The 22,542-nt window shown below is 38.8% G+C and carries 22 protein-coding genes; 16 read left to right on the top strand and 6 right to left on the bottom strand.

Annotated elements, in window-relative coordinates; all coding sequences use genetic code 11:
* The 12 genes from csrA (at position 1) to GD002_RS10880 (ending at position 13,195) form a co-directional block, all read left to right on the top strand.
* Positions 1 to 222 carry a carbon storage regulator CsrA gene (csrA, locus tag GD002_RS10935; protein WP_153732402.1) on the top strand — a complete coding sequence of 74 codons (222 nt, stop codon included), beginning with the start codon at positions 1 to 3 and terminating at the stop codon, positions 220 to 222.
* Between the two features lie 226 nt (positions 223 to 448).
* Positions 449 to 1,669, top strand: coding sequence for a flagellin N-terminal helical domain-containing protein (locus GD002_RS10930; protein WP_153732401.1), 1,221 nt, complete (start codon positions 449 to 451; stop codon positions 1,667 to 1,669).
* Between the two features lie 691 nt (positions 1,670 to 2,360).
* Positions 2,361 to 2,960, top strand: coding sequence for a hypothetical protein (locus tag GD002_RS10925; protein ID WP_153732400.1), 600 nt, complete (start codon positions 2,361 to 2,363; stop codon positions 2,958 to 2,960).
* Positions 2,947 to 4,809: a motility associated factor glycosyltransferase family protein gene (locus GD002_RS10920; protein ID WP_194841567.1), complete on the top strand. Its 1,863-nt coding sequence runs from the start codon at positions 2,947 to 2,949 to the stop codon at positions 4,807 to 4,809. The genes GD002_RS10925 and GD002_RS10920 overlap by 14 nt, the downstream gene beginning before the upstream one ends.
* A gap of 13 nt (positions 4,810 to 4,822) precedes the next feature.
* Complete coding sequence (gene pseB, locus GD002_RS10915) at positions 4,823 to 5,788, top strand: UDP-N-acetylglucosamine 4,6-dehydratase (inverting) (protein WP_153732398.1); 966 nt, start codon at positions 4,823 to 4,825, stop codon at positions 5,786 to 5,788.
* Between the two features lie 14 nt (positions 5,789 to 5,802).
* Positions 5,803 to 6,534, top strand: coding sequence for a cytidylyltransferase domain-containing protein (locus GD002_RS10910; RefSeq protein ID WP_153732397.1), 732 nt, complete (start codon positions 5,803 to 5,805; stop codon positions 6,532 to 6,534).
* A gap of 12 nt (positions 6,535 to 6,546) precedes the next feature.
* Positions 6,547 to 7,608: a UDP-2,4-diacetamido-2,4,6-trideoxy-beta-L-altropyranose hydrolase gene (gene pseG / locus GD002_RS10905; protein WP_153732396.1), complete on the top strand. Its 1,062-nt coding sequence runs from the start codon at positions 6,547 to 6,549 to the stop codon at positions 7,606 to 7,608.
* Positions 7,605 to 8,156, top strand: coding sequence for a UDP-4-amino-4,6-dideoxy-N-acetyl-beta-L-altrosamine N-acetyltransferase (gene pseH, locus GD002_RS10900; protein WP_153732395.1), 552 nt, complete (start codon positions 7,605 to 7,607; stop codon positions 8,154 to 8,156). Before pseG ends, pseH begins: the two co-directional genes overlap by 4 nt.
* Positions 8,157 to 8,177: 21 nt before the next feature.
* Positions 8,178 to 9,221 carry a pseudaminic acid synthase gene (gene pseI / locus GD002_RS10895; RefSeq protein WP_153732394.1) on the top strand — a complete coding sequence of 348 codons (1,044 nt, stop codon included), beginning with the start codon at positions 8,178 to 8,180 and terminating at the stop codon, positions 9,219 to 9,221.
* Position 9,222: 1 nt separating this feature from the next.
* Positions 9,223 to 10,374 carry a UDP-4-amino-4,6-dideoxy-N-acetyl-beta-L-altrosamine transaminase gene (gene pseC / locus GD002_RS10890; protein WP_153732393.1) on the top strand — a complete coding sequence of 384 codons (1,152 nt, stop codon included), beginning with the start codon at positions 9,223 to 9,225 and terminating at the stop codon, positions 10,372 to 10,374.
* A 99-nt stretch (positions 10,375 to 10,473) separates the two neighbouring features.
* Complete coding sequence (locus GD002_RS10885; protein WP_153732392.1) at positions 10,474 to 12,507, top strand: sulfatase-like hydrolase/transferase; 2,034 nt, start codon at positions 10,474 to 10,476, stop codon at positions 12,505 to 12,507.
* A 25-nt stretch (positions 12,508 to 12,532) separates the two neighbouring features.
* Positions 12,533 to 13,195: a class I SAM-dependent methyltransferase gene (locus tag GD002_RS10880; RefSeq protein ID WP_153732391.1), complete on the top strand. Its 663-nt coding sequence runs from the start codon at positions 12,533 to 12,535 to the stop codon at positions 13,193 to 13,195.
* 308 nt (positions 13,196 to 13,503) lie between these two features.
* Here the strand turns inward: GD002_RS10880 and GD002_RS17795 are convergent, their stop codons facing one another.
* A complete protein-coding gene (locus GD002_RS17795; protein ID WP_194841566.1) occupies positions 13,504 to 13,653 on the bottom strand; it encodes a hypothetical protein in 150 nt (49 codons plus the stop codon).
* Positions 13,654 to 14,056: 403 nt separating this feature from the next.
* Between GD002_RS17795 and GD002_RS10875 the strand changes: the two genes are divergently transcribed.
* Positions 14,057 to 15,361, top strand: coding sequence for a Na+/H+ antiporter NhaC family protein (locus tag GD002_RS10875; RefSeq protein WP_153732390.1), 1,305 nt, complete (start codon positions 14,057 to 14,059; stop codon positions 15,359 to 15,361).
* A gap of 94 nt (positions 15,362 to 15,455) precedes the next feature.
* Here GD002_RS10875 and GD002_RS10870 read toward each other — a convergent pair whose 3' ends face one another.
* Together GD002_RS10870 and GD002_RS10865 are read right to left on the bottom strand one after the other, a co-directional pair.
* Positions 15,456 to 15,749 (bottom strand): nucleotidyltransferase domain-containing protein, encoded by a 294-nt coding sequence (locus GD002_RS10870; RefSeq protein WP_153732389.1) that lies wholly within the window; start codon positions 15,747 to 15,749, stop codon positions 15,456 to 15,458.
* Positions 15,742 to 16,161 (bottom strand): HI0074 family nucleotidyltransferase substrate-binding subunit, encoded by a 420-nt coding sequence (locus tag GD002_RS10865; protein WP_153732388.1) that lies wholly within the window; start codon positions 16,159 to 16,161, stop codon positions 15,742 to 15,744. Before GD002_RS10865 ends, GD002_RS10870 begins: the two co-directional genes overlap by 8 nt.
* 133 nt (positions 16,162 to 16,294) lie before the next feature.
* Here GD002_RS10865 and GD002_RS10860 point away from each other — a divergent pair, with 133 nt between their 5' ends.
* Together GD002_RS10860 and GD002_RS10855 are read left to right on the top strand one after the other, a co-directional pair.
* On the top strand, positions 16,295 to 16,507 hold the full coding sequence (locus GD002_RS10860) for a TolB family protein (protein WP_194841565.1): 213 nt from the start codon (positions 16,295 to 16,297) through the stop codon (positions 16,505 to 16,507).
* 105 nt (positions 16,508 to 16,612) lie between these two features.
* Positions 16,613 to 17,047: a hypothetical protein gene (locus GD002_RS10855; protein ID WP_153732386.1), complete on the top strand. Its 435-nt coding sequence runs from the start codon at positions 16,613 to 16,615 to the stop codon at positions 17,045 to 17,047.
* Between the two features lie 315 nt (positions 17,048 to 17,362).
* Here the strand turns inward: GD002_RS10855 and GD002_RS10850 are convergent, their stop codons facing one another.
* Positions 17,363 to 19,339: a methyl-accepting chemotaxis protein gene (locus tag GD002_RS10850; protein WP_153732385.1), complete on the bottom strand. Its 1,977-nt coding sequence runs from the start codon at positions 19,337 to 19,339 to the stop codon at positions 17,363 to 17,365.
* Between the two features lie 170 nt (positions 19,340 to 19,509).
* Positions 19,510 to 20,295: a hypothetical protein gene (locus tag GD002_RS10845; RefSeq protein ID WP_153732384.1), complete on the bottom strand. Its 786-nt coding sequence runs from the start codon at positions 20,293 to 20,295 to the stop codon at positions 19,510 to 19,512.
* A 384-nt stretch (positions 20,296 to 20,679) separates the two neighbouring features.
* Here GD002_RS10845 and GD002_RS10840 point away from each other — a divergent pair, with 384 nt between their 5' ends.
* Positions 20,680 to 21,114 carry a hypothetical protein gene (locus GD002_RS10840; RefSeq protein ID WP_153732383.1) on the top strand — a complete coding sequence of 145 codons (435 nt, stop codon included), beginning with the start codon at positions 20,680 to 20,682 and terminating at the stop codon, positions 21,112 to 21,114.
* A 152-nt stretch (positions 21,115 to 21,266) separates the two neighbouring features.
* On the opposite strand, the gene GD002_RS10835 is transcribed toward GD002_RS10840, so the two are convergent.
* The gene (locus GD002_RS10835; RefSeq protein ID WP_153732382.1) at positions 21,267 to 22,403 is read right to left on the bottom strand and encodes an amidohydrolase; all 1,137 of its coding nucleotides are present in this window, start codon (positions 22,401 to 22,403) and stop codon (positions 21,267 to 21,269) included.
* Positions 22,404 to 22,542 lie beyond the last annotated feature (139 nt).

Raw genomic sequence — 22,542 nt, 5'->3', positions numbered from 1 at the left:
ATGCTCGTCCTATCCCGCAAAACAAACGATACTATCCAAATAGCAGATAACGTAGAAATACGCATCCTCGAAATAAAAGGCGAAACTGTGCGAATTGGAATCGAAGCACCAAAGTCAGTGGATATCCTGAGAGGAGAGTTAGTTCAATCCATAACTGAAATCAACACAGAAGCTGTCACGCTTGATACCGACCTATTCACGCAACTAACTAAGAAAGAGTGAGCTAGACTGAAAATTATAGCTTGATAACTTACCGACCTAGCGCCATCAGTTCTTCACATTTAAAAAGAATTGAAAAAAACTTCACAAGAATACTAAACTCTCTAGTTACCCATCCGATATTAGTAGTGTAAGCGGGAGAAAGAGTTCGGCCGGCTCTAGATACCGCAACAAAAAAATCAGGGTCACATGGACGTGAACCCAACAAACACTCAAGGAGGAAAATAAAATGATTATCAATCACAATATCGCAGCACTTAATACACACCGTCAATTGGGAGCAAACAATACACAAGCTTCTAAAAACTTAGAGAAATTATCTTCTGGTTTGAAAATCAACCGTGCTGGAGATGACGCAGCAGGTCTTGCTATCTCTGAGAAAATGCGTGGACAGATTCGTGGGTTAGACATGGCATCTAAAAACTCACAAGATGGTATTTCCCTCATTCAAACTGCAGAGGGTGCTTTAAATGAAACACATTCAATCTTACAACGTATGCGTGAACTTGCGGTACAATCATCTAATGATACGAACACTGGGGATGATCGTGCCGAGATTCAGAAAGAAATGGATCAATTAGGAAAAGAAATTGATCGTATTTCTGAAACTACACAGTTTAACACCAAAAACCTACTAGATGGATCGATGGGGAAAGGTGTAGATGCAGCTGTAGAAAATATTAATACAAACACAGGTTTGAAGGCTGATACAGCAGCTGCAGCATTAGCGACTGCACTAACAGACTCAAATGGTAATAACTTGGGGATAGTTTCAGGGGATACTATTGAAGTATCTTATGTAATTAATGGAGAAACAAAAACTGACACAATTAATGTTACTGCAGCTACTGATCTTGATGATATTTTTGGTGGTGCTGGCACTATTGCTTCAGGTTCCGGTGGTTTAACTCTTACAGCAGCAGCTGCAGGATTTAAAGGTGCTGTAAATGGAGTAACAGTTACTGTTAAAAATAGTGATGGGGATGTAAGAACTGCTGCTACAAATGCACTTTCAAGTTTTAATGAAACTACAGCAGCTGCAGATGTGCGTGCCGATGGACAAGCGACATTCCATATCGGGGCGAATACAAATCAAAATATTCAACTTTCGATTGAAAATATGAGTGCTTCTGCCCTTGGGGTAAAAGATTTGAAAGTTGGAAACCAAGGCCAAGCCAACGTGGCTATGAAAGTTCTTGATGGAGCACTTGCAAAAGTTTCTTCTGAACGATCTAAACTAGGTGCTACACAAAACCGTCTTGAGCATACAATTGCTAACCTTGATACTTCTTCTGAAAACTTGACTGCAGCTGAGTCACGTATTCGTGATGTAGATATGGCTAAAGAGATGATGGACTTCACTAAGAACAACATCTTGACTCAAGCCGCACAAGCTATGCTAGCTCAAGCAAACCAACAACCACAAGGCGTACTTCAATTACTACGTTAATTTGGTTGAAACGCGACCCAAAATTAGGGTCGTGTTTTTTTGGTTCTATAATATTTGTTGGGGTATCCGCACAATTTAGATAAAAAAGACACGTGATCACCGATTTCTTTTATAATTCAATTGTCGAGAAATAAGTATGAGAAAGATGATATATATGAATTTAAACATGAATATTCCCGGATTAAAAGAATGGAGCTTCGAAAAGGTAGAGGCGCTTGAGGGATTATGTACAGAATTATCTTTCCCTACTCCAATATAACGATGGTATCAGGTTCCCATATAATTCAAACTCAATTAGATGACGGAAATCATATATCTACTTTAAACTAATTGACAAACAGATAACCCCTGTTGCCGAATCTTAGCTAAAACTCCACCGCGAACCAAGTAGTAATAAATTGATAAGGGGTAGTATCAACAGCAACTGTTGATACTTGCTGACCAGTCAAATCCGCTTATTTGATGAATAAACTGAAGCCTGGGATCTTAATTCGTCTGTTTGGTTATACATCCATCCCGAAAAGCTTATCGCAAATACAAAAATATTCAAATTTAATCTCAACCATCAATCTTCACACGAATTTACAATAACCTCCAGTAAGCTCTCCCTTCAATATACAGATTCCCTACCGATATAAACTATATAAATATGTTACACTTTACATAAAACTATCAACTGGAGGCGTTCTCCTTGGAACTGATATTTCAACAGCAGACGACCACTTTCGACAATCCAACTGCTGACCATATTATTGAACAAATTAACAACTTACTGGCGAAGGATTATTATTTGAGTCATTTTATCGCAGACGGGATAGAAGTGTATGAAGATCATGAAAATTATCTGAATGAACATGCTGAGAAAATTGAAAAGCTGGAAATCGTTGCGAAGACAGTGAATGAATTCGTAAATGACCTGCTTCTTTCTGCTGAAGAATATACACAGCGAGCAATTCCGGAGTTGGCTCCTTTAGCGGAAGCTTTCTATGACAATCCACAACCTGAAACATGGACAACACTGGATCAGCTGCTTGGCGGACTTCAATGGATCAATGAAATGCTGATGACTATAGGAAAAAGCATGGCAGTTCCATCGAATTGGCAAGGATTTCTTATGGTTTCTGATAAAATGCAGGAAGATATTCAGAGTCTGGCCAAAGCAATAGAGAATGAAGATAATGTATTGATAGGGGACATCATTCAATATGAGCTATTGCTGAACTTTGAGGAATTAGAGAAGGAAATACAGTTGACTATGGACAATGAGGGTTTTCGCCATGATCTTAATTGATAATCGCAATGTGTTGCGTTTAAAAGACCGGGAACTATTGCAACGCCTTTCAAAGTGGGATGACCAGCCAGCGAGTGGAACGGTGTTCTCTGAACCGGCAAAAACAGGGGCACTTACAATAAAAGTGCTGTATGACGACAAGCTTCTCTATTTACAAAGCAAATATGATCCATTAAAGGAAGCACAGCGGTTTGCCGGTAAATTTGACAGTGAGTCCATTAAACATGTGCTTTTTGCAGGCATCGGCACCGGTGCGCATATCCAAGCGTTCATGGAGAAGCACCCTGACACAAAGTTTTCTATTTATGAACCAAACGAAGAAGTACTGCATATGTATCTGTCGAACTTCCGTCTGGATGACCTGCCTATTCGGCAGTTAGAGAAGATTTTCACTGGGACTGATGAAGAAATGGTCATGGCAGATGTCCAGCAAATACTGGCAGAGTCTAATAATGTACTAAAGATTATTACATTGCCAGTATATGAAAAGATTTATGGAGAGCAAATTCAAATTATCTTTCAAAAAGCACTTGAATCAGTGAAAGACAGGCACAGCGCTCTTGCAACGAATGTCGCTTTTCAAAAAAGATGGACCATTAACTCCATAAAAAACTTTCCGACTGTCTTGCAAACACCGAATATCTTGCATGATATTGATCGGAGCGCTTTTAAAGGGAAACCTGCAATCATTGTTGCTGCCGGGCCTTCGTTAAACGAAGAGTTTGAGAATCTGCGGTATATTAAGGAACATGGTCTGGCTTATATCTTTTCGGTTGGCTCTGCAATCAATGCGTTGATTGAGCAGGAGATTTTTCCGGATGCGGCTTGTACGTATGACCCACAAGATATTAACTATCGTGTTATACAAGTAATAAAGGATAAAGAGATTACTGAGATCCCGCTTATCTTTGGCAGCAGTGTAGGATTTGAAACGTTAGAAAACTATCCTGGTGAAATGTTACATATGATCGTCAATCAGGATACTGTCACCCCTACACTTTTGGAGCTTGATGATGAAGAACGACTAGATATTATAAATGATGCGCCTTCTATTGCAGTAATTACATTTCAGTTATTGGCAAAACTTCAAGTTAGTCAAATTATTTTGGTAGGTCAAAACTTGGCGTATATTAATAACCAACATTATGCCCTAGGGATTGATTATGGTTCAGGAAGTAGCATAGTAACTGAAGAGAAATTACAATCAGCGCTCGTTATTAAAGATGTCTATGGGAATGATGTCAAGACAACAGAAGGATTCAATAGAATGCGGACACAATTGGAAATGTATATTTCTCTTTATCCGCAAATTAAAGTATGGAACACGACTAAAGGCGGTGCAGTTATCCATGGTACTCTATTTAAAACGCTCGAAAGTATCATTACAGATGAATTGAAGTCTGATGAATATCAGAAGGGTTGGCAGAATTGTACCAATCAATACAATCTAGAAAATTTAGGACGAAAACTCACAGAGATGGGTATAGAGGCAAATATACTGGAATCGGCTATCAATAAAATATTTTCTACATTAAAGTCCATTAATCAAGAAGTGAACTTAAAGAGGACAGTACAGCTCGAGAAGAAATATCCGCAATTGGACCAGAAAATGAAGGAAGTTAAAAACAATATTTTCTTCAACACATTTGTTGAGCCAATGATTCGGGTACAACAAGAACGTCTATCAAAAAACATTCAAATTGTTAGGTATGAAAAAAATGCAATTAAGAAAGGCGAAGTCATTGTAGAAGAATTCACTATTTTCGTAGCTGAATGTGCTCAAAACTTCAATTTGGCATTTCAACTTTATAAAGAAATGACGGATAAAATAGAGACTATCTTAAAGTGAAAGTAGTGGTTATATGTTACAGGGAAAAACGATACTGATTACAGGTGGTACTGGCTCTTTTGGTAAGAAGTTCATCACAAGGATTCTAGCTGAAGACGTAAAAAAAGTTATCATCTTTAGCAGAGATGAATTAAAGCAATATGAAATGAAACAGGAGTTTACTGATTTCCGGCTTCGTTTTTTTATAGGGGATGTGCGTGATAAAGATCGCCTGTATCGAGCATTCGACGGAGTGGATATCGTCATTCACGCCGCTGCAATGAAGCATGTTGATGCCTGTGAATACAATCCATTTGAAGCAGTGAAGACGAATATACACGGTGCTCAGAATGTCATTGAAGCAGCAATTGACCGCGGTGTCGAGAAGGTCATCGCACTCAGTACAGATAAAGCAGCAAGCCCTGTGAATTTATATGGCGCAACTAAACTTGCTTCAGACAAATTATTTGTCGCGGCAAATTCCTATGTAGGGGAAAAACATACCATGTTCTCGGTCGTACGCTACGGCAATGTAGCAGGCAGCCGGGGAAGCGTCGTGCCTTTCTTCAAGAAAATAAAAAGCACAGGTAAGATACCTATTACTGATCCTCGTATGACAAGGTTTTGGATAACTTTAGAACAAGGTGTTCAATTCGTTTTAGATAACCTGGAACGAATGCAGGGGGGCGAAATCTTTGTTCCTAAGATACCGAGCATGAAGGTTACAGATTTAGCTGAGGCCATTGCGCCTGAGTGTGAGATAGAAATCGTTGGGATTCGTCCAGGTGAAAAATTGCATGAGGCAATGATTATGGAAGATGATGCGCGGCATACGAGAGAGTATGATACGTATTACGTGATCCAGCCGGAATTTTCTTGGTGGACGAACGAGGAGAGACAAAATTCTAAAGAGCTTTCAGATCAGTTTAAATATACGAGTGATACAAATGATGACTGGTTGACTATAGAGGAACTTCGGCAGTTTTCAGAAGAGTTGTGAAGGAGGTTGCAATAATGAAGATTGTAGCTACCATTCAAGCGCGAATGACTTCTACGCGTCTGCCTGGAAAGGTTTTAAAGAAAGTCATGGATAAAACATTATTAGAATATCAACTTGAAAGAGTCTCTAGAAGTCAGTTAATTAATGAAATCATTGTAGCTACAACTACTAATGAAACTGATGATCCCATAGTTAACTTGTGCAAGCAGCTTGGTTATACTACCTACAGAGGATCAGAAGAAGATGTGTTGTCCCGCTATTACGAAGCTGCGATGAATGCGAAAGCAGATGTGGTCGTTAGGTTAACCTCTGACTGTCCATTAATAGACCCAGCAGTTATCGATAAAGTGATTGAGTTGTTTATTGATAACTGTCCAAAGGTGGATTACGTATCGAATACTCTGGAGAGAACGTACCCACGAGGCATGGATACCGAAGTAATGTCTATGAATGCATTAATCAAAGCTTATAGAGAAGCAACGTTGAAGCGAGATCGTGAACATGTTACAGCCTATATTTATTCTAATAAAAATAAATACTCATTGCTCAATCTCAAGAGCCCAGAAGTTCTCTCTCAGTATCGATGGACAGTCGACACTATAGAGGATTTCGAATTAATCCAGCGAATACTCATGAAACTATACCCTTCTAATAATAACTTTTCACAAAAGGATATTATTGATTTGTTAAACAAGCATCGTGAATGGTCGTTAATTAACGCACATATAGAACAAAAAGAAATGTAAGGCGTGATCGTAATGAATATTGTTTTTCGCACAGACGCCTCAATCCAAATAGGAACTGGTCACGTAATGCGGTGCTTAACATTGGCTAAGCAACTACAACGTCACGGAGCAGAAGTGACGTTTATTTGTCGTGACTTAGTCGGTAATATTATCGCTTACTTGCAATCGCAAAAAGTAGAGGTCCTATCATTACCTAGAGCAGAAAACTTTACTAATGATTTAGAATGGATCTCAGAAAATTGGAAGCAGGATGCAATAGACACAGCTTCATTTTTGAAGCAGCTGGGTTGTAAAGTCGATGTATTGGTAGTGGATCATTATTCATTAGATAATAAATGGGAAGAAGAGCTCGATAATTTGGTCAGCTCTGTTTTTGTAATTGATGATTTAGCAAATCGGCATCATACATGTGATTTCCTACTTGATCAAAACTATTACAATAATATGCAAGAACGTTATATTGGTTTAGTGCCAGATGAATGTGTTCTTTTATTAGGACCGGATTATGTACTTTTGCGTGATGAGTTTATAGAAGTTGCTAAAAGGCCAAAAGTCCGCTCGGGAAAAGTGGAGAATTTAATAATATTTTTCGGAGGAACTGATCCGACAGGTGAAACAATCAAGGCGTTAGAGGCAATTCAGGAATTAGATCTGCAGTTTGAGAATATTGACGTGGTAGTAGGGGCATCTAATCTTAATAAAGAAAAAGTCGAAGAATTATGTAAGGTAATACCGAATGCTCAATTTCTCTGTCAGGTGAATAATATGGCAGAATTAATGAGGAAGGCTGATTTAGCTATCGGTGCTGGAGGAGCTACTACTTGGGAGCGATTTTATATGGGATTACCTTCTTTGGTAGTAATAACAGCAGATAACCAAAGAGAAACATCAAGAACTTTGTCAAAAGAAAAAAAAGTTTTTTTATTAGGTGAACATACTAAAGTGAAAGTTTCAGATTATAAAAAAGGAATACTTGACATCTCATTAGGATGCAATTTAAAGGGCGATTCCTTTAAAATATCTTCTAGAAGTAATGAAATTATTAAATTATTTATGGAGGTCGACAATGTATGACTATTCAACTTAGGAAAGTTGAAGAAAAAGATTTGAAAATGATAATGACTTGGAGGATGTTACCAGAGGTAACTAAATATATGTACACTGATCCACAACTATCGATGGATTCACAATTACAATGGTTTGAAAAGATAAATAGGAATTATGAAGAAGAGAAATATTGGATTATACAGTTGGAAAGCGGACAAGATGTTGGATTAATAAGCGTTAATAATATTGATTATAAAAACAAGACAGCAAATTGGGCTTACTATTTAGCAGAGATAGAAGCACGAGGGAAAGGACTTGCAAAAATATTAGAATGTAATTTATACGATTATATTTTTTTTGAACTGAAGATCAATAAAATTTGGTATGAAGTATTAGAATTTAATGAAATGGTAATACGACTTCATGAAAAGTTTGGTGGAAAAATAGAAGGTAAATTTATTGATCATATATATAAAAATGGAGAATTTCATAATGTAATAAGAATGGCTACTTTCAAAAAGGATTGGAAGAAACTTCGCGAAAGAATTAATTATACTAAAATATTATTTTCTTAATATTTATTTGGAGATGTTTAAATGAAAAATAAGCATATTAAAATAGGTAGAGAATTCAAACCCTTTATAATAGCCGAAATGTCAGGTAACCATAACCAGTCTTTAGAACGTGCTCTTCAGATAGTCGAAGCGGCTGCAAAGTCTGGGGCTGATGCGCTGAAAATCCAAACCTACACTGCAGATACCATGACACTTGATATTGAAAATCCTGACTTTCAAATAGATGATGAAAAAAATCTCTGGAATGGTCACAACCTTTATCAGTTGTATCAACAAGCTTATACTCCATGGAAATGGCACAAACCGATATTTGATCGGGCTCGCGAACTGGGAATGATTGCTTTCAGTACGCCTTTTGACGAAACTGCTGTCGATTTTTTGGAAGAGTTAGATGTACCTCTTTATAAGGTAGCTTCATTTGAAAATAATGATATTCCTTTGATAAAAAAAATTGCAGCAACTGGAAAACCAATGATCATTTCTACTGGCATGGCATCTGTAGCTGAATTGGATGAGGCTGTTCGGGCAGCTAAAGAAGAGGGATGTAATGACTTGATTTTACTTAAATGTACAAGTACTTATCCAGCGACTGCTGAAAATACGAATATCTCCACGATTCCGCATATGCGAGAATTATTTAATGTTCAAGTAGGTTTATCTGATCACACTATGGGCACTGGAGTAGCGGTTGCCAGCGTGGCGCTTGGCGCTACTGTAATAGAAAAGCATTTCACATTATCCAGAGCAGATGGCGGTGTGGATTCGGCATTCTCTATGGAGCCAGATGAAATGGCAACGCTGGTTGCAGAAACTGAACGTGCTTGGCAGGCTATGGGGCACGTAACGTACGGAGTCACAGAAGCGGAAAAAGAATCATTAAAATTTAGACGTTCTGTCTATGTTTCAGAAGACATTAAAGCTGGAGATCAGCTAACTACAGATAACATAAGAGTGATACGTCCGGGATACGGATTGGCTCCTAAACATTATAATAGGTTATTAGGGATGAAAGTTTCACAAGATATAGCTGCCGGTACTCCAGTGAGTTGGGAGTTGCTAAATTGATATGAAGAGACGTGAAAATTTTTTATCTTATGGAAAACAATCTATTGATAAAGAGGACATTGAAGCGGTCGTAAGCACTTTACGATCGCCTTTTTTAACACAGGGTCCCAAGGTTGAGGAATTCGAAAAGAGGATTGCAGACTATATGGGTGTAAAATACGCTGTAGCTTTTTCTAATGGAACAGCAGCTTTACATGGGGCATGTCATGCAGCAGGAATTCGCGAAGGCGATGAAGTGATTACTACACCAATTACATTTGCAGCCACATCAAATGCTGTTCTTTATTGTGGCGGCACACCTGTCTTTGCAGATATTGATGAAGTTACATATAATATTGATCCGAAAGAAATCAAGAAAAAGATTACATCAAGAACAAAGGCGATCATACCAGTCGATTTCACCGGCCAGCCTGTAGAAGTTGATGCAATCATGTCAATTGCGAGGGAACATAATCTTATTGTTATTGAGGATGGGGCTCATTCACTAGGAGCTGACTATAAAGGACAGAAAGTCGGTACACAAGCAGATATGACCATGTTCAGTTTTCACCCTGTTAAACCTATAACAACGGGGGAAGGTGGTGTTATAACAACTAATTCGGAAGAGTTTTACGAGAGCCTGAAATTATTTCGTAGCCATGGCATTCAGAAAACGCCTTATTCATTAGAACAAGGTGACTGGTATTATGAAATGACGGATCTAGGCTATAATTATCGTATGAACGATATACAAGCTTCTTTAGGATTATCGCAATTGAATAGGTTAGACGGCTTTATAGAGCGACGCAGAGAAATAGCTGCTTTATACGATGAGAAGTTGGCTGATATACCTGGCATCATCTTGCCGAAACAGCTTGAAGACACAGATTCTGGATGGCATTTGTATATTATACAGCTGGACGCACGTTTAGTGGAAAAGTCGAGAAAAGAAGTTTTTGATGAAATGCGAGCGTTAAATATTGGAGTGCATGTGCATTATATTCCGGTTTATTGGCATCCTTATTATCAGGAGTTGGGATATGAGAAAGGGATTTGTCCTAAAGCAGAGAAGTGGTATGCGCAAGCGTTGACGTTACCTATATTTGCAGAAATGAAAGATGAAGATGTAGAATACGTAGTAAATGCAATAAACAGCATTATTCACCACTATTGAGCCAGGCATTTAATTTGCTAGGCTTTTTCTTCATTCTCACAAATATAAGCCGATAATAGAATAAGAAAAATAACTTATTAAAATTGGAGATGAGACTGCATGCAGTCACTGCAAAAAAAACTTGAATATTATAAAGAGCTATCAAACCAAATTGAGAAGTCTATCAGTGATAATAATTTAGCTGAAGCGCAGATATTTATTAATGAATATAGTACTGAATTGGATAATAGCTCTGCATATGCTTTTAGATCGATTCTAGCTTTCCAACAAGGAGAACATGATAAAGCAGTTGATATCCTAACTGACGGCATTAAAAAGCATCCGTTTAGCTTCTCGCTTTATTATAATAAAGCGTTTATGACTGCAGCTTTGAAACGTTATGAAGATTCTTTAGAGTGCTATTTTTATGCTGTGAAATACCATGTGAACGATGAAGATAAACAACTAGCCTTAGATGGTATTCAAGAGGTCAGTAAGGCTGCAGTAAAGGCTGGATATACTCCAGCTTTACTGCAAGAGAAACTTAAAGAGTATGAAATTTTATTAACTCAGTTTGATGCCTGTGTGTTTCCTGTCGACTTGAATGGAGTAAGCACAATCAGAAAACCACAACAAGTGGGTAATACTGAAGAGTATATGATTAATATGTATAATGAATTGAAGTATGCAAATATTGATCTACAATCCAGAATGTTATTTAAAAGCGAATTGGTTAAAGGAAGTATCTTATCCAACAAAAAAGAGTGGACGACTAATGGAGCGGTGGTATTTCCAATTTCAAAGATGGAGACCAATGCGACTATTCAAATCAAAGTGAATGGAGAAACATTCAAATTCACAAAAGAACATCTCCCGATTAATCAATATCATTATATTCGAATTACAGAACCGGGTATTATTGAAATATCTTCAGACTCACCAATTTTTGTTGGACATCCTATAGAGTTGGAACCAGAAAAGAAACGAGTAAAATTGGTGATGAAGATATTTGTTGATGGCTTGTCGTATCAATTGTTGCAAGATAAAGGTTTACAAGAAGTTATGCCAAATACATATCAGTTTTTCAAGAATGGATTGATTGCTGAGAATTGCTATACAACAAGTGAGTGGACGCTACCAAGTAAGTCAAGTATCAATACAGGGATGTATGCAACGGAGCATAAAATGCTTCATCCGGAATATTTTTATGAATTTTCATCTGAAAATCAATTGTTGGCAGAGTATTTTAAAAAAGTAGGATATTATTGCACTAATATCTCAACTAACTGGAGAACTACACCTTCCTTAGGTTATTACAGAGGCTTTGACCGGATGATTTATCAAAACTTCTTAGGTGGTATGGATACTAAGGAAGTCATTGGAGAAGTTTTGGAACATTTAATGACATTTGGGAGTCAGAATAATTTTATGACAATCTCTTTAATGGATTTGCACAATGCTCCAGATGAGATTGAAAATCACTTATATAGTCAAGTAGGAACAGATATCAAGTTTAGAGTAAATAAAAATAAAAAAGGAACTACTTCAGTTCAGACTGCATACGACGAGAACAAAATTGAAAAGTATCTACGAGAAATTAGCAGGGTAGACCAACTTTTATCTACTTTGTATGATTTTGTGCTGAAAACTTATCCGAATGAAGATTTTTCAATAACCCTTCACTCGGATCATGGTCAGTCTTTTTTGGAAGATGATTTTAATCTATTAAGTGATTTAAGGTTGAAAATACCTTTCATGATGAGAGGAAGAAATATTCCGACAAAGTCTGCGGAAGAGTTGATTGAATCTGTTGATATATTACCTGCAATTTTAAAAAGTAGTGAGCTGCCAGTACCGTCTCAAATAAATGGTAAGCTACCAAAAGCCTTAGGCGGTGTAGAGTGTAGGGAAACTATAATTACACAAATTATCCACCCAAACCAGACCTATAAAGCAAAAGTAAAGAATAAACAAAGTAGTTTTTTTCTTGAGTCGGAAGAAAAAGTTGAAAAAGATCTTACTATTCCTTTAACAAATTATACTACTAAATTAGTTGATAATTTCACAGGCAAAGAACAATCGGAGAGTTATGAAAATCAAGTAGTAGAATATGAAAATATCGTATTTAACAAAGTAAGAAATTTTTTGAAATAAATTATTTACTATAGGGAGAATAATTATGAACGAACAAGGAGCCACAGTCACAAAGAAATATTGGAATACATTTTATAAACAAAATGTGAATTTACCGAAATCGTCATTTTGTTCTAAAGTACAAGAAACTTTAACTTCAGAATCTTTTGTAGTAGACATTGGATGTGGGTCAGCTAGAGATACTTTTGCATTCGCTTCCGGCGGTATAGATGCAATTGGCATAGACGGGTCTGAAGAAGCAATTAATTTAAACAAATCTAAAGCTAAGGAGTTACACTTACCAAGTGAAGTTTCGTTCGTTACTTTAGACTTATGTAAATCAAGCGATTTGAAAAGCTTATTTGAAGAATTAAAAATCCAGGGTCTAGAGAAACGAAAACATTTTGTTTTATATCTTCGATTCTTATTACATGCGGTTGATGATAAAACAGAAAAAACTTTACTAGATACTATCTCAGATGTCTTTCCCCAAGGAACAAGATTTGCAGCTGAATTCCGCACAAAAGAAGATGAACAGCTTAATAAAATATATGACAACCACTATAGACGTTTTGTAGACACTGACCGATTTATACCAGATTTAGAATCTAAAGGTTTTGAAATAAATAGTTTCTTTAAGGGTACAGGATTGTCTATTTACAAAGGAGAAGATCCTTTTTTAGCACGTGTATTTGCTACTAAGCGCTAATGCCGACTATACTGTAATAAAATTACGCGTCTTTTGATTTACCTCATATTGGCAGTCTCCTGTTTAACTCTTCATTTAAGCGATACAGGAATGGGACCACTGCACTGAGCTACTCTACTGCTAATATTTGCGCTATATAACGGCGGATAAAACTAAGCGAAGGTACCATGTCCCCACACAATTAATTTAGCAAGTGAAAAAGTTGTTACATGAATTGGATGAAAACTTAGTAAGCCTAGAATTGGGAAAAGCGCACCTTTAGGGTACGCTCTTTTCTATTTTAGGCTTACAAAAGCTTTAAAGAAATTTTAATTTTTACAACCATTTTTATCACATGTAATCTTTGCACTAGTGTTTTCCCAATGGCTTGCTTTTTCGTTCGTATTAGTACCGCATCCAGTTGTTCCGCCTTTTGTGCCACTATGAACGACCTTCGTGGGGATGTGCTCAACAGCCATATGACATACCTCCTTTCATTTATACTATGAAATTAACAGTTGATAGATTGTATATAACCTAACTAATACCAACGTTAAAATCCCTATCCTATCATTCTTTCAGATTATTGATGACAAAGATAGTATATTATTTGAATTTATAAATTAAATTATACAGCAATTACAAAACTTTTCCAAACTTAAAGATTATGCGTGCTATACGAATAAGTCACTAGCGATGCATAAGCATAGAAATAGTTTTAGCTTGCCTGTACACTACAAATTTAAAACATGCCCCTGAATTGTTTTGTGCTCCGACAACCATAACAAATCACACTCAAAAAGAAAAACCTCTAACGAAACACCCCTCATATATGGTAAACTAATGTGCTTACCATACAAGATAAGAAATTGAGGAATAGATATGTCAAACAACACCATGAAAAAAGGAAGTCTTCTTTCGTTTTTACCGCTCATTGTTTTTGTAACTCTTTTCATCGGCTTAGGGATTGTTACAAAAGATTTTTCCTTCATGCCGCTGAACGTAGCCATTCTCATTGCGGCAGCAGTCGCGCTAGTGATGAATCGAAAGGAGTCTTTTAGCACCAAGGTTGATATTTTCATGAAGAGCGCGGGGCATCCGAATATCCTTTTAATGGCGGTCATCTTTCTTTTGGCAGGTGCTTTTGCAGGTGTCGCCAAGGGAATGGGTGCTGTTGAATCAACGGTTAATCTCGGGTTGTCGTTGTTGCCGGCGAATTTACTTATGGTCGGTTTGTTTATTATTGGCTGCTTCATCTCTATTTCGATGGGGACTTCGATGGGAACGATTGTCGCGTTGGCACCGATCGGAGTGGGTATTGCCAGTCAGACGGATATTCCGGTGGCGCTTGCCATGGCGACGGTTATTGGTGGCGCGATGTTCGGGGATAATTTGTCCATGATTTCGGATACGACGATTGCAGCGGTCCGGACGCAGCATACGAAAATGAAAGATAAGTTTAAAGTGAATTTTTTTATTGTCCTACCGGGTGCGATCTTGACGATGATTCTTCTTGCCATATTAACGCACGGCAATACAGCAGAACTAACTGGCAACTATCCTTACCAATTCGTAAAAATCCTGCCGTATCTGGCTGTTTTAGTCGGTGCACTGGCTGGCACACATGTGTTAATCGTGTTAGCGGGTGGGATTATTTTTGCTGGTGTGATTGGTTTGATGGACGGCTCCTACAACTTGCAAAGCTATCTGCAGGCAATCGCTGACGGTGTTGTCGCGATGGAGGATTTAGCGATGGTGTCGATTTTAATTGGCGGCATCGTTGGGATTATTCAGCATAACGGCGGCATTGATTATTTATTGCGCATGATTACGAGTAAGATTCGAACGAAAAAGGGTGCCGAATTTGGTATTGCAGGTTTAGTGAGTGCAGCGGATATTGCAACCGCGAATAATACCATCGCTATTATTATTACTGGGCCGGTTGTAAAGCATATTGCGGATGAATATGAGATCGATCCCCGCAAGTCGGCTAGTTTGCTCGACACGTTTTCTAGCGTCTGGCAAGGCATTTTGCCATATGGTGTACAAATGCTTGCTGCTGCAGGGCTCGCTGCCATTTCACCGATGAGCATTATCATGTATTCATTTTATCCTGTATTGATGGGAATTTGTTGCGTCATCGCGATTTTGGTTGGTTTTCCGAGGTTTAAAGGGGCGGAGAAATAGAAGTAAGGAGTACGATTTTTTGTTCCAATCCATAAAGTAGGACTGCCAACAGAGCAGTCCTTTTTTGAATGAATTAACTTCTTCTGAGAGCGGCCTATGTTTTCTTATAAAGAATTTTATTACACTGATCAATTTGCTCTTGTAATGGTTTAGAAGCTTTTGTATATAAAACTAGATCAAGTTTTAAAAGAGTGTCTAACTCTCTTTCCATTCGATCTGTTAACTGAAGCCATTCTATTTTAGATAGTCCTGGTGCTTGGACAGCTAAGTCGATATCGGATAAATCGGTATGATCGCCATGAGCACGCGAACCAAATAATAGGATAGACTGTATTACAGGATAATCTTGTGCAATATTGCTGAGCTTGTTAATGAGCATTTCATTCATTTGCATCTAGCTCATTCACATAGTCTTGTTTAAGTTGTTGAAACGTGCTTTTAAATTCTGGAAAGTATTGGTTGATATGTTGTAAAATCTGGCGTGCTATTTCTTCATCATAGGCATAGGAAGTTGTATTTCGATCTTTTAGCATTTGCAACCATGCTTGTTCATTTGTAAGCCATCCCGCCTGATAGGCTTCTTTTAATGTTTCGCGCGGTGTTTTAGTTTCTATCCCTTCCCAGGCTAATAATCTTTTTAATGTTTTCCAATAAATTTCAAATGTGAACTCAAAACGTTGAATAGTTCCATCAACGATCAGACTGTTTCCCTGATCTTCATGCAAAGCCTCTTCTAAGCGATCAAGTGCTCTTTTCAGATTAGCAAAGCTTTGGATTAATTTGCGGGCATTTGGTTCCATTTCGTTTCCCTTCTGACAAAAATAATCATGCTTTCAGTATAACATCAATTATGTAAACGACACCTCAAACAGCACGGTATGCTTCATAAACATATCACCACAACTATTTCCCTGTTATTTAGAAAGTTCCGTAGTGACGCAGTTGAGTGCTGACGGAATCGAACCGAGACTGTCCCCGGATGGTAAATTAATTTCATTTTCAGCTGTATCGAAAGAGAGTCATGATGCAGGACTGTTCATCATGAATGGGGATGGTACAGGAAAAACGGACATCACGAGTAAGATGGATACTGCCAGTTGGCACAATCATAATATTTATCCAGAGTGGTCGCCTGATGGGAACTAAGTTGCTGAAGTGAGTACTTAAAATCTCTACATCCTCCAACATGACAACCCTCACATTCCATGATAGCCTATACATCATACAAGCTATTACAAAGGATGACTGATGATGACTCATTTGATTATTTTCATAGCAGCTAGTATTCTATCTCTCATTATCCTAGTGTTCTTCGTTCGGAAGCTCTACATAAAAGAACTGAAACGAAAAGGCATCTACGATAATTTCTATTTCAAATACCAATCGGTGGAATGCCCGCATGATAAAAAAATTAAGTATTCAGAGACAACATGGAAAGATCATTTCACAGTGAAGCGGGAGATAGGTGGAAGTGTAAAAAAGGGGCTTGTGGAGGTTGGTGTTGCGCGGACGCAGCACCGGCTGTTTTGTGAGGAATGTGGGGAAAAACGATGGTTCGCTCAGGCGAATTCGACAAAAGAGACCTGGCAGTATGTATTGATCATATTGAAGTATATGCTGCTTGCATTACTGGGGTTTGTGGTGTTGGCGAATATTTTTGTGACATTTGGAAAGTGGTGGTTTTAGCTTGTGAACTCATTGGCTTCAATTTTTTACGGGATAAATTTCTTCGTATGTCAAAATAATCCTAAATTATTTTTTGAGCTGGCTTTTATTACGTGTGATACTATGCGAGAGGTTTATCACACAGTATAATTATCCTTTTACGGAATTCATAGAAGTAGTTCATTTATCTAGAATTCTCACTTTCGCCATTCTCCTAATTTTCAGTTTAACATTATTTAAAGAGTGGTTGTGCACGAAACTTGTTTAGACTACCTAACTATTTCAAATTCAATACAACGCAAAAGGACTGCCAGTCGGGCAGTCCTTTTCCATCACTTACACGTTAAACCGTGCAATCGCCAGGTTTAGTTCGTCACTTAAGTCGGTCAATGTTTCAGCGGCATCCGTTACGGACTGGATGGCGCGCTGCTGTTCTTCGGTCGATGCGCTCACTTCTTCGCAGGCGGCTGCGGTTTGCTGGGAGGTGGCGGCCATGGTTTGAATGATATTTGTGACATCGTCTTTATGTTTGCCGACGAGGTCGATTTCTTCTGTGATCGCATGAATCGACTGGCGCATATCTTCCATGAGGGCAGACAGTTCACCAAAGGTTTTTTCGGTATCCTGGACGACGAGTCCCTGTTCACGGAATGTGGTGATCGTTTCGTCCATCTGTTTCGTCACGGCAACCGACTCATTCTGCAGTCGTTCCACGGTGTGACGGACATCTTCCGTCGCCTGTGCGGATTGCTCCGCGAGTTTCCGTACTTCATCCGCGACGACTGCAAATCCTTTGCCGTGTTCACCTGCACGTGCAGCTTCGATACTGGCGTTGAGTGCCAATAAATTTGTCTGTGCAGAAATGTTGGTGATCGTATCCATGACGGTGCCGATTTCTTTCACTTTGTAACCGAGTGACGCGATGGCTTCGTTCATGGACCGTAAATTTGTTCCGGACGACTGGAAGGTCTGTGCTAGATTCTCCATCTGGGTCTGTCCTTCTTCGTTCATCTGTCCTGTCCGCATGGCGATATCGTTCATCGTGACGGCACGTTCCGTAATGTCGTTGATCTGACGGCTCAGTTCATCAGCATTTTCCGAAACGGTTTCCGCGTCTTCTGCGGAACGCTGGGCACCTTCTGCAATTTCATTCACCGCGTGGGCGACTTCGGAGCTTGATGCGTTTGTTTGTTCCGCCACCGCGCTTAAGCTTTCGGAATTCATACGGACATTCCCTGCGGATTCATGGACGACCGTAATGATGTCGTGCATACTGGCGATCATGCCGTTGAAGTTGTCGCTCAGCTGGCCGATTTCATCCTGTGATTTAATATCGGACTGCACGGTCAGGTCGCCTGCGGATACTTTGTCCATCGATGCCCTGAGCTTGGCAATAGGCTTCAGCATGTTACCTATCAGGTAGTAAAGGATTGCACCGACAATGATCACCACGATGCCAGAAATGATCAAAATTGACATGCGCAGCTGTTTAGCCATGCCCATCAGATTGTCCTGCTCATAAATGACGCCGATTTTCCAATTGAATTCCGGCATGGTCGAGAATGCGGCCATTTTTCTAATGCCAGTTTCAGCCGTATAATAGACGGATCCAAATTCGTTCTGCTGCATTTCTTTCACGTATTCCAAATCACTGATATTTTCACCGGAACGTGTCGGATGGGAGAGAGCCAGACCGGTCTGATCGACCAATACAGGTGCGCCTTTAAAAGGAATATCGAGTTCGTTTAGCATATTGGTGAGAGCAGTCAGTTCGATATCCATTGCAATGACCCCTTGCAGCTGCCCATTCTTCTCGATTGCCTGCGAACCTGTGATCATATAGGCTCCTGTCGAGGAATCAGGATAGGGCGGAGACCAGACAGCTTTGCCGGCATTTTCAACAGCAAGCTTGTACCAGTCTCTTTCAGTCGGATCATAGCCTTCTACAGTGCTGCGAGGGTACATATTTTTATTAGGAAGCGTGTAATAAATGGAAGAAGCATCTGAATAAATGTCAAGATTGTCCATAAGTTTGTCGGTCAATTGCTTTTCGGTGACAAGTTCACCAGCGGCACCGGTGAAGTTTTCAACAGAATAGGATTCACCGATTGCTTGAAGACCTTTCGTGTATTGTCCAATAAAATTTTCTATCGTATATGTCATCTGATCCGCCAGCGTCTCACTCGATTCCTGGACTTCCTGCAGCGAACTTTTCTTTACCTGGCCGTTTACCATCCAGACCATCAGCAAAATGCCGAGAGCAAAAAGCAGGATGGCCGAACCGATGATTCTCGTCTTCAACGATTTTTGCATGATTCAGTTCCTTTCCTTACTAGATAATTTGATTTCTATTTTTATTTCGGAAAGAATGATGGAGATTCAATAAAATTAGTGAGATACCAAATATTTCTTATATGTAAGCGGTTAATTTTTTCATATATCAGACACAATTCTGATTTGTATGCATTTCCTGCATGACGTCATTAAAACAAATCCTCAACCGGTACGCTATACTCCTGATAAATATTCCTAAAAAACGTCTCATCAATCAATGCCCGTAAGACGCCACTAAAATAACCCGGCAAATTGCGGATTTTCTTTTTCTTTGTTGCCATCACACTAATATACATGGCACGGTACCCTAACTCCTCAAAGGCTTCCGTTGAATCTCGATAAATCTCAAACTTCAGCATACGTCCCGTCATGGCACGATAAATTCCGAAAAATTCTCGTGTCTTTGAATTATTTCCGGTCAACGATAAGAGATCCTTCATTTTCGTAAATAAACTTGTGGATAACTTTTCACCAGTAGGGTGAGACGTCTTGATAGGATCTTTTATGTTTTGAGATTTATAGAAAGAAGGTTCATTTTCTGCAACGGGTCTAGAAACCGCTTCACTACTAGGCTTGTCCACTTGCTGCGCACTGTTCATTTTCCCCTGGTCAAGAACAGGTAAAATACGATAAATATTCGCTCCAAGGCCGCTCATGACAGGTCTGATGTAATGAATTCTTTCAATGATTTGCAACTTCTCTAGTTTGCGAAGAGTGCGTCTGACAGTGGAATTCGACAGGCTGAGTTTTGTTTCGATTGTCTGGTGCTTCAAGTGTGCAGCCAGATACTTCACCGAATAGCAACGGATCATTTCAAGAATAGCACGGTCTGTCTTGTTCATTGCATGCCAGTGCATATCTACATGTTGGCGTGCGGCCGTGTCCATTTCAGTTTTGTTTTGGAACTTTGCATAGTTTGAAAGATAATGTGTCATGAGAAAAACCCCTTTTTTCCTCTATATAGAGGGGAGGGGGCAAAAGGAATACAGTGTAGTCGAAAAGATAACTGGTTCATGCAAAATACAGGCATGTGGATAAAGAAAAAATACAGTCTATGTTACGATAATTGTTTAATAAATTATATATTAAGAATAATTTGACTTTAATTTGAGGTTATTGTATTATTAATAGAAACGTATGTTCTTATAGAGGGGAAGCGATAACGAGAACAAGAACAAGAGTTGGAGTATGGAAGAGTAGGTTATCCGAAATTGTTGTTGGAATAATTACAAATGTCTTAGGGCGTACATCAAAATGGTTGTTTCGTGGTATACTGTAGGGACAAAATCGCCGAGTACAAAAAAGAAGGGGTGAATTTGATGAATAATGAATTAAAAGAAATGCTGACGTCAGTAATTCAAGAAGCAATTCAGCCGATAAAAGAGCAATTGGATAGATTGGAAACAAGAATAGACAAATTAGAATCAAGGTTTGATAAATTAGAATCAAGGTTTGATAAATTAGAATCAAGGTTCGACAATTTAGAATCAAGGATGGATAATTTAGAGTCAAGGTTTGATAAACTAGAATTAAGATTTGACAAATTAGAAACAGAAATGCACACAAGATTTTCAGAAGTGGATCAAAAACTGGCTTCTATTTCTCAACAAGTGGCGGCTAATTCAGAAAGTATCGCAGAGTTGCAAGAGAAAATGGCATTGAAGCCGACTTGGGAAGTTCCGATGGAGTCGCTGAATGCTCGAGTGGACGAGCTTTGCTTAGATGTGAAGATTTTAAAGAAAGCAATTGGTTGAAGCATTGACTAGAAATTATATGTGATCACTATACGATGTAAAGGTGAAATCCTGAAAATCATCTAGCCTACTTATCCCAGCTAGATGATTTTTCTTTTTTGAAGATAACGAGTTTTCAAACGTTAACAGTATCATCATGATTCCGATTCACTCTACCCTGTTTTTCCTCGCTGATATACACACTTCCCATCAATATAAGTACCCTCCACCCGACTACGTAAATCAAAAGGATCATCATTCCATATAACAAAATCCGCATCTTTCCCAATTTCAATGGACCCTACCTGATCTGCTATTCCTAAATGTTTCGCTGCGTTCCATGTGATTGCCTGTAATGCCTTCTCTTCTGATAATCCATTTTTGACTGCCAAAATGGCACTCGTCATTAAATGTTCGATGCTTATTACAGGATGGTCAGTCGTCAAAGAGAAAGGAACATTCCCTTTGTCTAACGCACGGACAGTTTCCCAGCTTTGTTCCGCCAATTCGAATTTGGGCCGGCTAGACATGGTCGGACCGACTGCAACTCGCACATTGCGTTCAGCTAATAAATCCACAATGAGATGCCCTTCAGTAGCATGCTCGATCGTGATATCGATTTGAAATTCTTTTTGTATCCTGAGCACCGTAGCAATGTCGTCTGCTCTATGTGCATGAACTCGCAAAGGAATCTCACTACGTAACACTTTTACGAGGTTGTCCAGACCTAGATTAGGCGGACATTTTTTGTTCTGTCGTTGTTCCGCATAGTATTTTGCTTCTATTAGTTTTTCACGTAAACGAGCAGCGATGCCCATTCTTGTTTGAATGGTTTGCCGATGAATATTCTTTGGATTTTCTCCCATGGCGGCTTTAAGACCGGATGGATTACGGACGATGCAATCATCAACGATATTTCCTGCTGTTTTGATGACGACCATTTCTCCACCGATGACGTTTGCACTCCCAGGCATAATTTGGACAGTCGTGACACCTGCTCGGCGTGCGTCTTCAAAGCCACTGTCTTTCATTGTGATGGCGTCGATGGAATTGACTTCGGGGGTGGTGTTTGAACTAGATTCATTGAAGTCGTGCCCAGCTTCTCCTACGCCTTGTTGGTTAATACCGAGATGTGTGTGTACGTCGATCAGACCTGGTGTAACCACTTTTCCTTTTGCATCGATGATGGTTGTATTTGGATGTGTGACCTCACCTGGATCTACAAATTTTCCTTTAGCTACTCCTATTGATTTAAAGGAAGGTGGTTTATCTTGCCCTGTGTATATGAGGGCATTCTTTATCAGGATCATATATATTCCTCCTTTATTAATATCCAGTAAATCCATTTTAAACTACTAGACTTCAGTTGAAGTTAGAAGATCTTACAAAATGTTAACGCTTACTTTTGGAAGAAACTCTATATTATTTAGTGCTTTCGTCAATTAAACT

Source organism: Sporosarcina obsidiansis, from assembly GCF_009651005.1.
Taxonomy (GTDB): domain Bacteria; phylum Bacillota; class Bacilli; order Bacillales_A; family Planococcaceae; genus Sporosarcina; species Sporosarcina obsidiansis.
The sequence above is the reverse complement of the archived record's forward strand: the minus strand, read 5'-3'. Positions and strand labels throughout refer to the sequence as shown.

What these genes read in the sequence shown, in the direction of transcription:
- csrA (WP_153732402.1), top strand. Translation starts at nt 1, where the DNA reads ATGCTCGTCCTATCCCGCAAAACAAACGATACTATCCAAATAGCAGAT.
- GD002_RS10930 (WP_153732401.1), top strand. Translation starts at nt 449, where the DNA reads ATGATTATCAATCACAATATCGCAGCACTTAATACACACCGTCAATTG.
- GD002_RS10920 (WP_194841567.1), top strand. Translation starts at nt 2,947, where the DNA reads ATGATCTTAATTGATAATCGCAATGTGTTGCGTTTAAAAGACCGGGAA.
- pseB (WP_153732398.1), top strand. Translation starts at nt 4,823, where the DNA reads ATGTTACAGGGAAAAACGATACTGATTACAGGTGGTACTGGCTCTTTT.
- GD002_RS10910 (WP_153732397.1), top strand. Translation starts at nt 5,803, where the DNA reads ATGAAGATTGTAGCTACCATTCAAGCGCGAATGACTTCTACGCGTCTG.
- pseG (WP_153732396.1), top strand. Translation starts at nt 6,547, where the DNA reads ATGAATATTGTTTTTCGCACAGACGCCTCAATCCAAATAGGAACTGGT.
- pseH (WP_153732395.1), top strand. Translation starts at nt 7,605, where the DNA reads ATGACTATTCAACTTAGGAAAGTTGAAGAAAAAGATTTGAAAATGATA.
- pseI (WP_153732394.1), top strand. Translation starts at nt 8,178, where the DNA reads ATGAAAAATAAGCATATTAAAATAGGTAGAGAATTCAAACCCTTTATA.
- pseC (WP_153732393.1), top strand. Translation starts at nt 9,223, where the DNA reads ATGAAGAGACGTGAAAATTTTTTATCTTATGGAAAACAATCTATTGAT.
- GD002_RS10885 (WP_153732392.1), top strand. Translation starts at nt 10,474, where the DNA reads ATGCAGTCACTGCAAAAAAAACTTGAATATTATAAAGAGCTATCAAAC.
- GD002_RS10880 (WP_153732391.1), top strand. Translation starts at nt 12,533, where the DNA reads ATGAACGAACAAGGAGCCACAGTCACAAAGAAATATTGGAATACATTT.
- GD002_RS17795 (WP_194841566.1), bottom strand. Translation starts at nt 13,653, where the DNA reads ATGGCTGTTGAGCACATCCCCACGAAGGTCGTTCATAGTGGCACAAAA.
- GD002_RS10875 (WP_153732390.1), top strand. Translation starts at nt 14,057, where the DNA reads ATGTCAAACAACACCATGAAAAAAGGAAGTCTTCTTTCGTTTTTACCG.
- GD002_RS10870 (WP_153732389.1), bottom strand. Translation starts at nt 15,749, where the DNA reads ATGAATGAAATGCTCATTAACAAGCTCAGCAATATTGCACAAGATTAT.
- GD002_RS10865 (WP_153732388.1), bottom strand. Translation starts at nt 16,161, where the DNA reads ATGGAACCAAATGCCCGCAAATTAATCCAAAGCTTTGCTAATCTGAAA.
- GD002_RS10855 (WP_153732386.1), top strand. Translation starts at nt 16,613, where the DNA reads ATGACTCATTTGATTATTTTCATAGCAGCTAGTATTCTATCTCTCATT.
- GD002_RS10850 (WP_153732385.1), bottom strand. Translation starts at nt 19,339, where the DNA reads ATGCAAAAATCGTTGAAGACGAGAATCATCGGTTCGGCCATCCTGCTT.
- GD002_RS10845 (WP_153732384.1), bottom strand. Translation starts at nt 20,295, where the DNA reads ATGACACATTATCTTTCAAACTATGCAAAGTTCCAAAACAAAACTGAA.
- GD002_RS10840 (WP_153732383.1), top strand. Translation starts at nt 20,680, where the DNA reads ATGAATAATGAATTAAAAGAAATGCTGACGTCAGTAATTCAAGAAGCA.
- GD002_RS10835 (WP_153732382.1), bottom strand. Translation starts at nt 22,403, where the DNA reads ATGATCCTGATAAAGAATGCCCTCATATACACAGGGCAAGATAAACCA.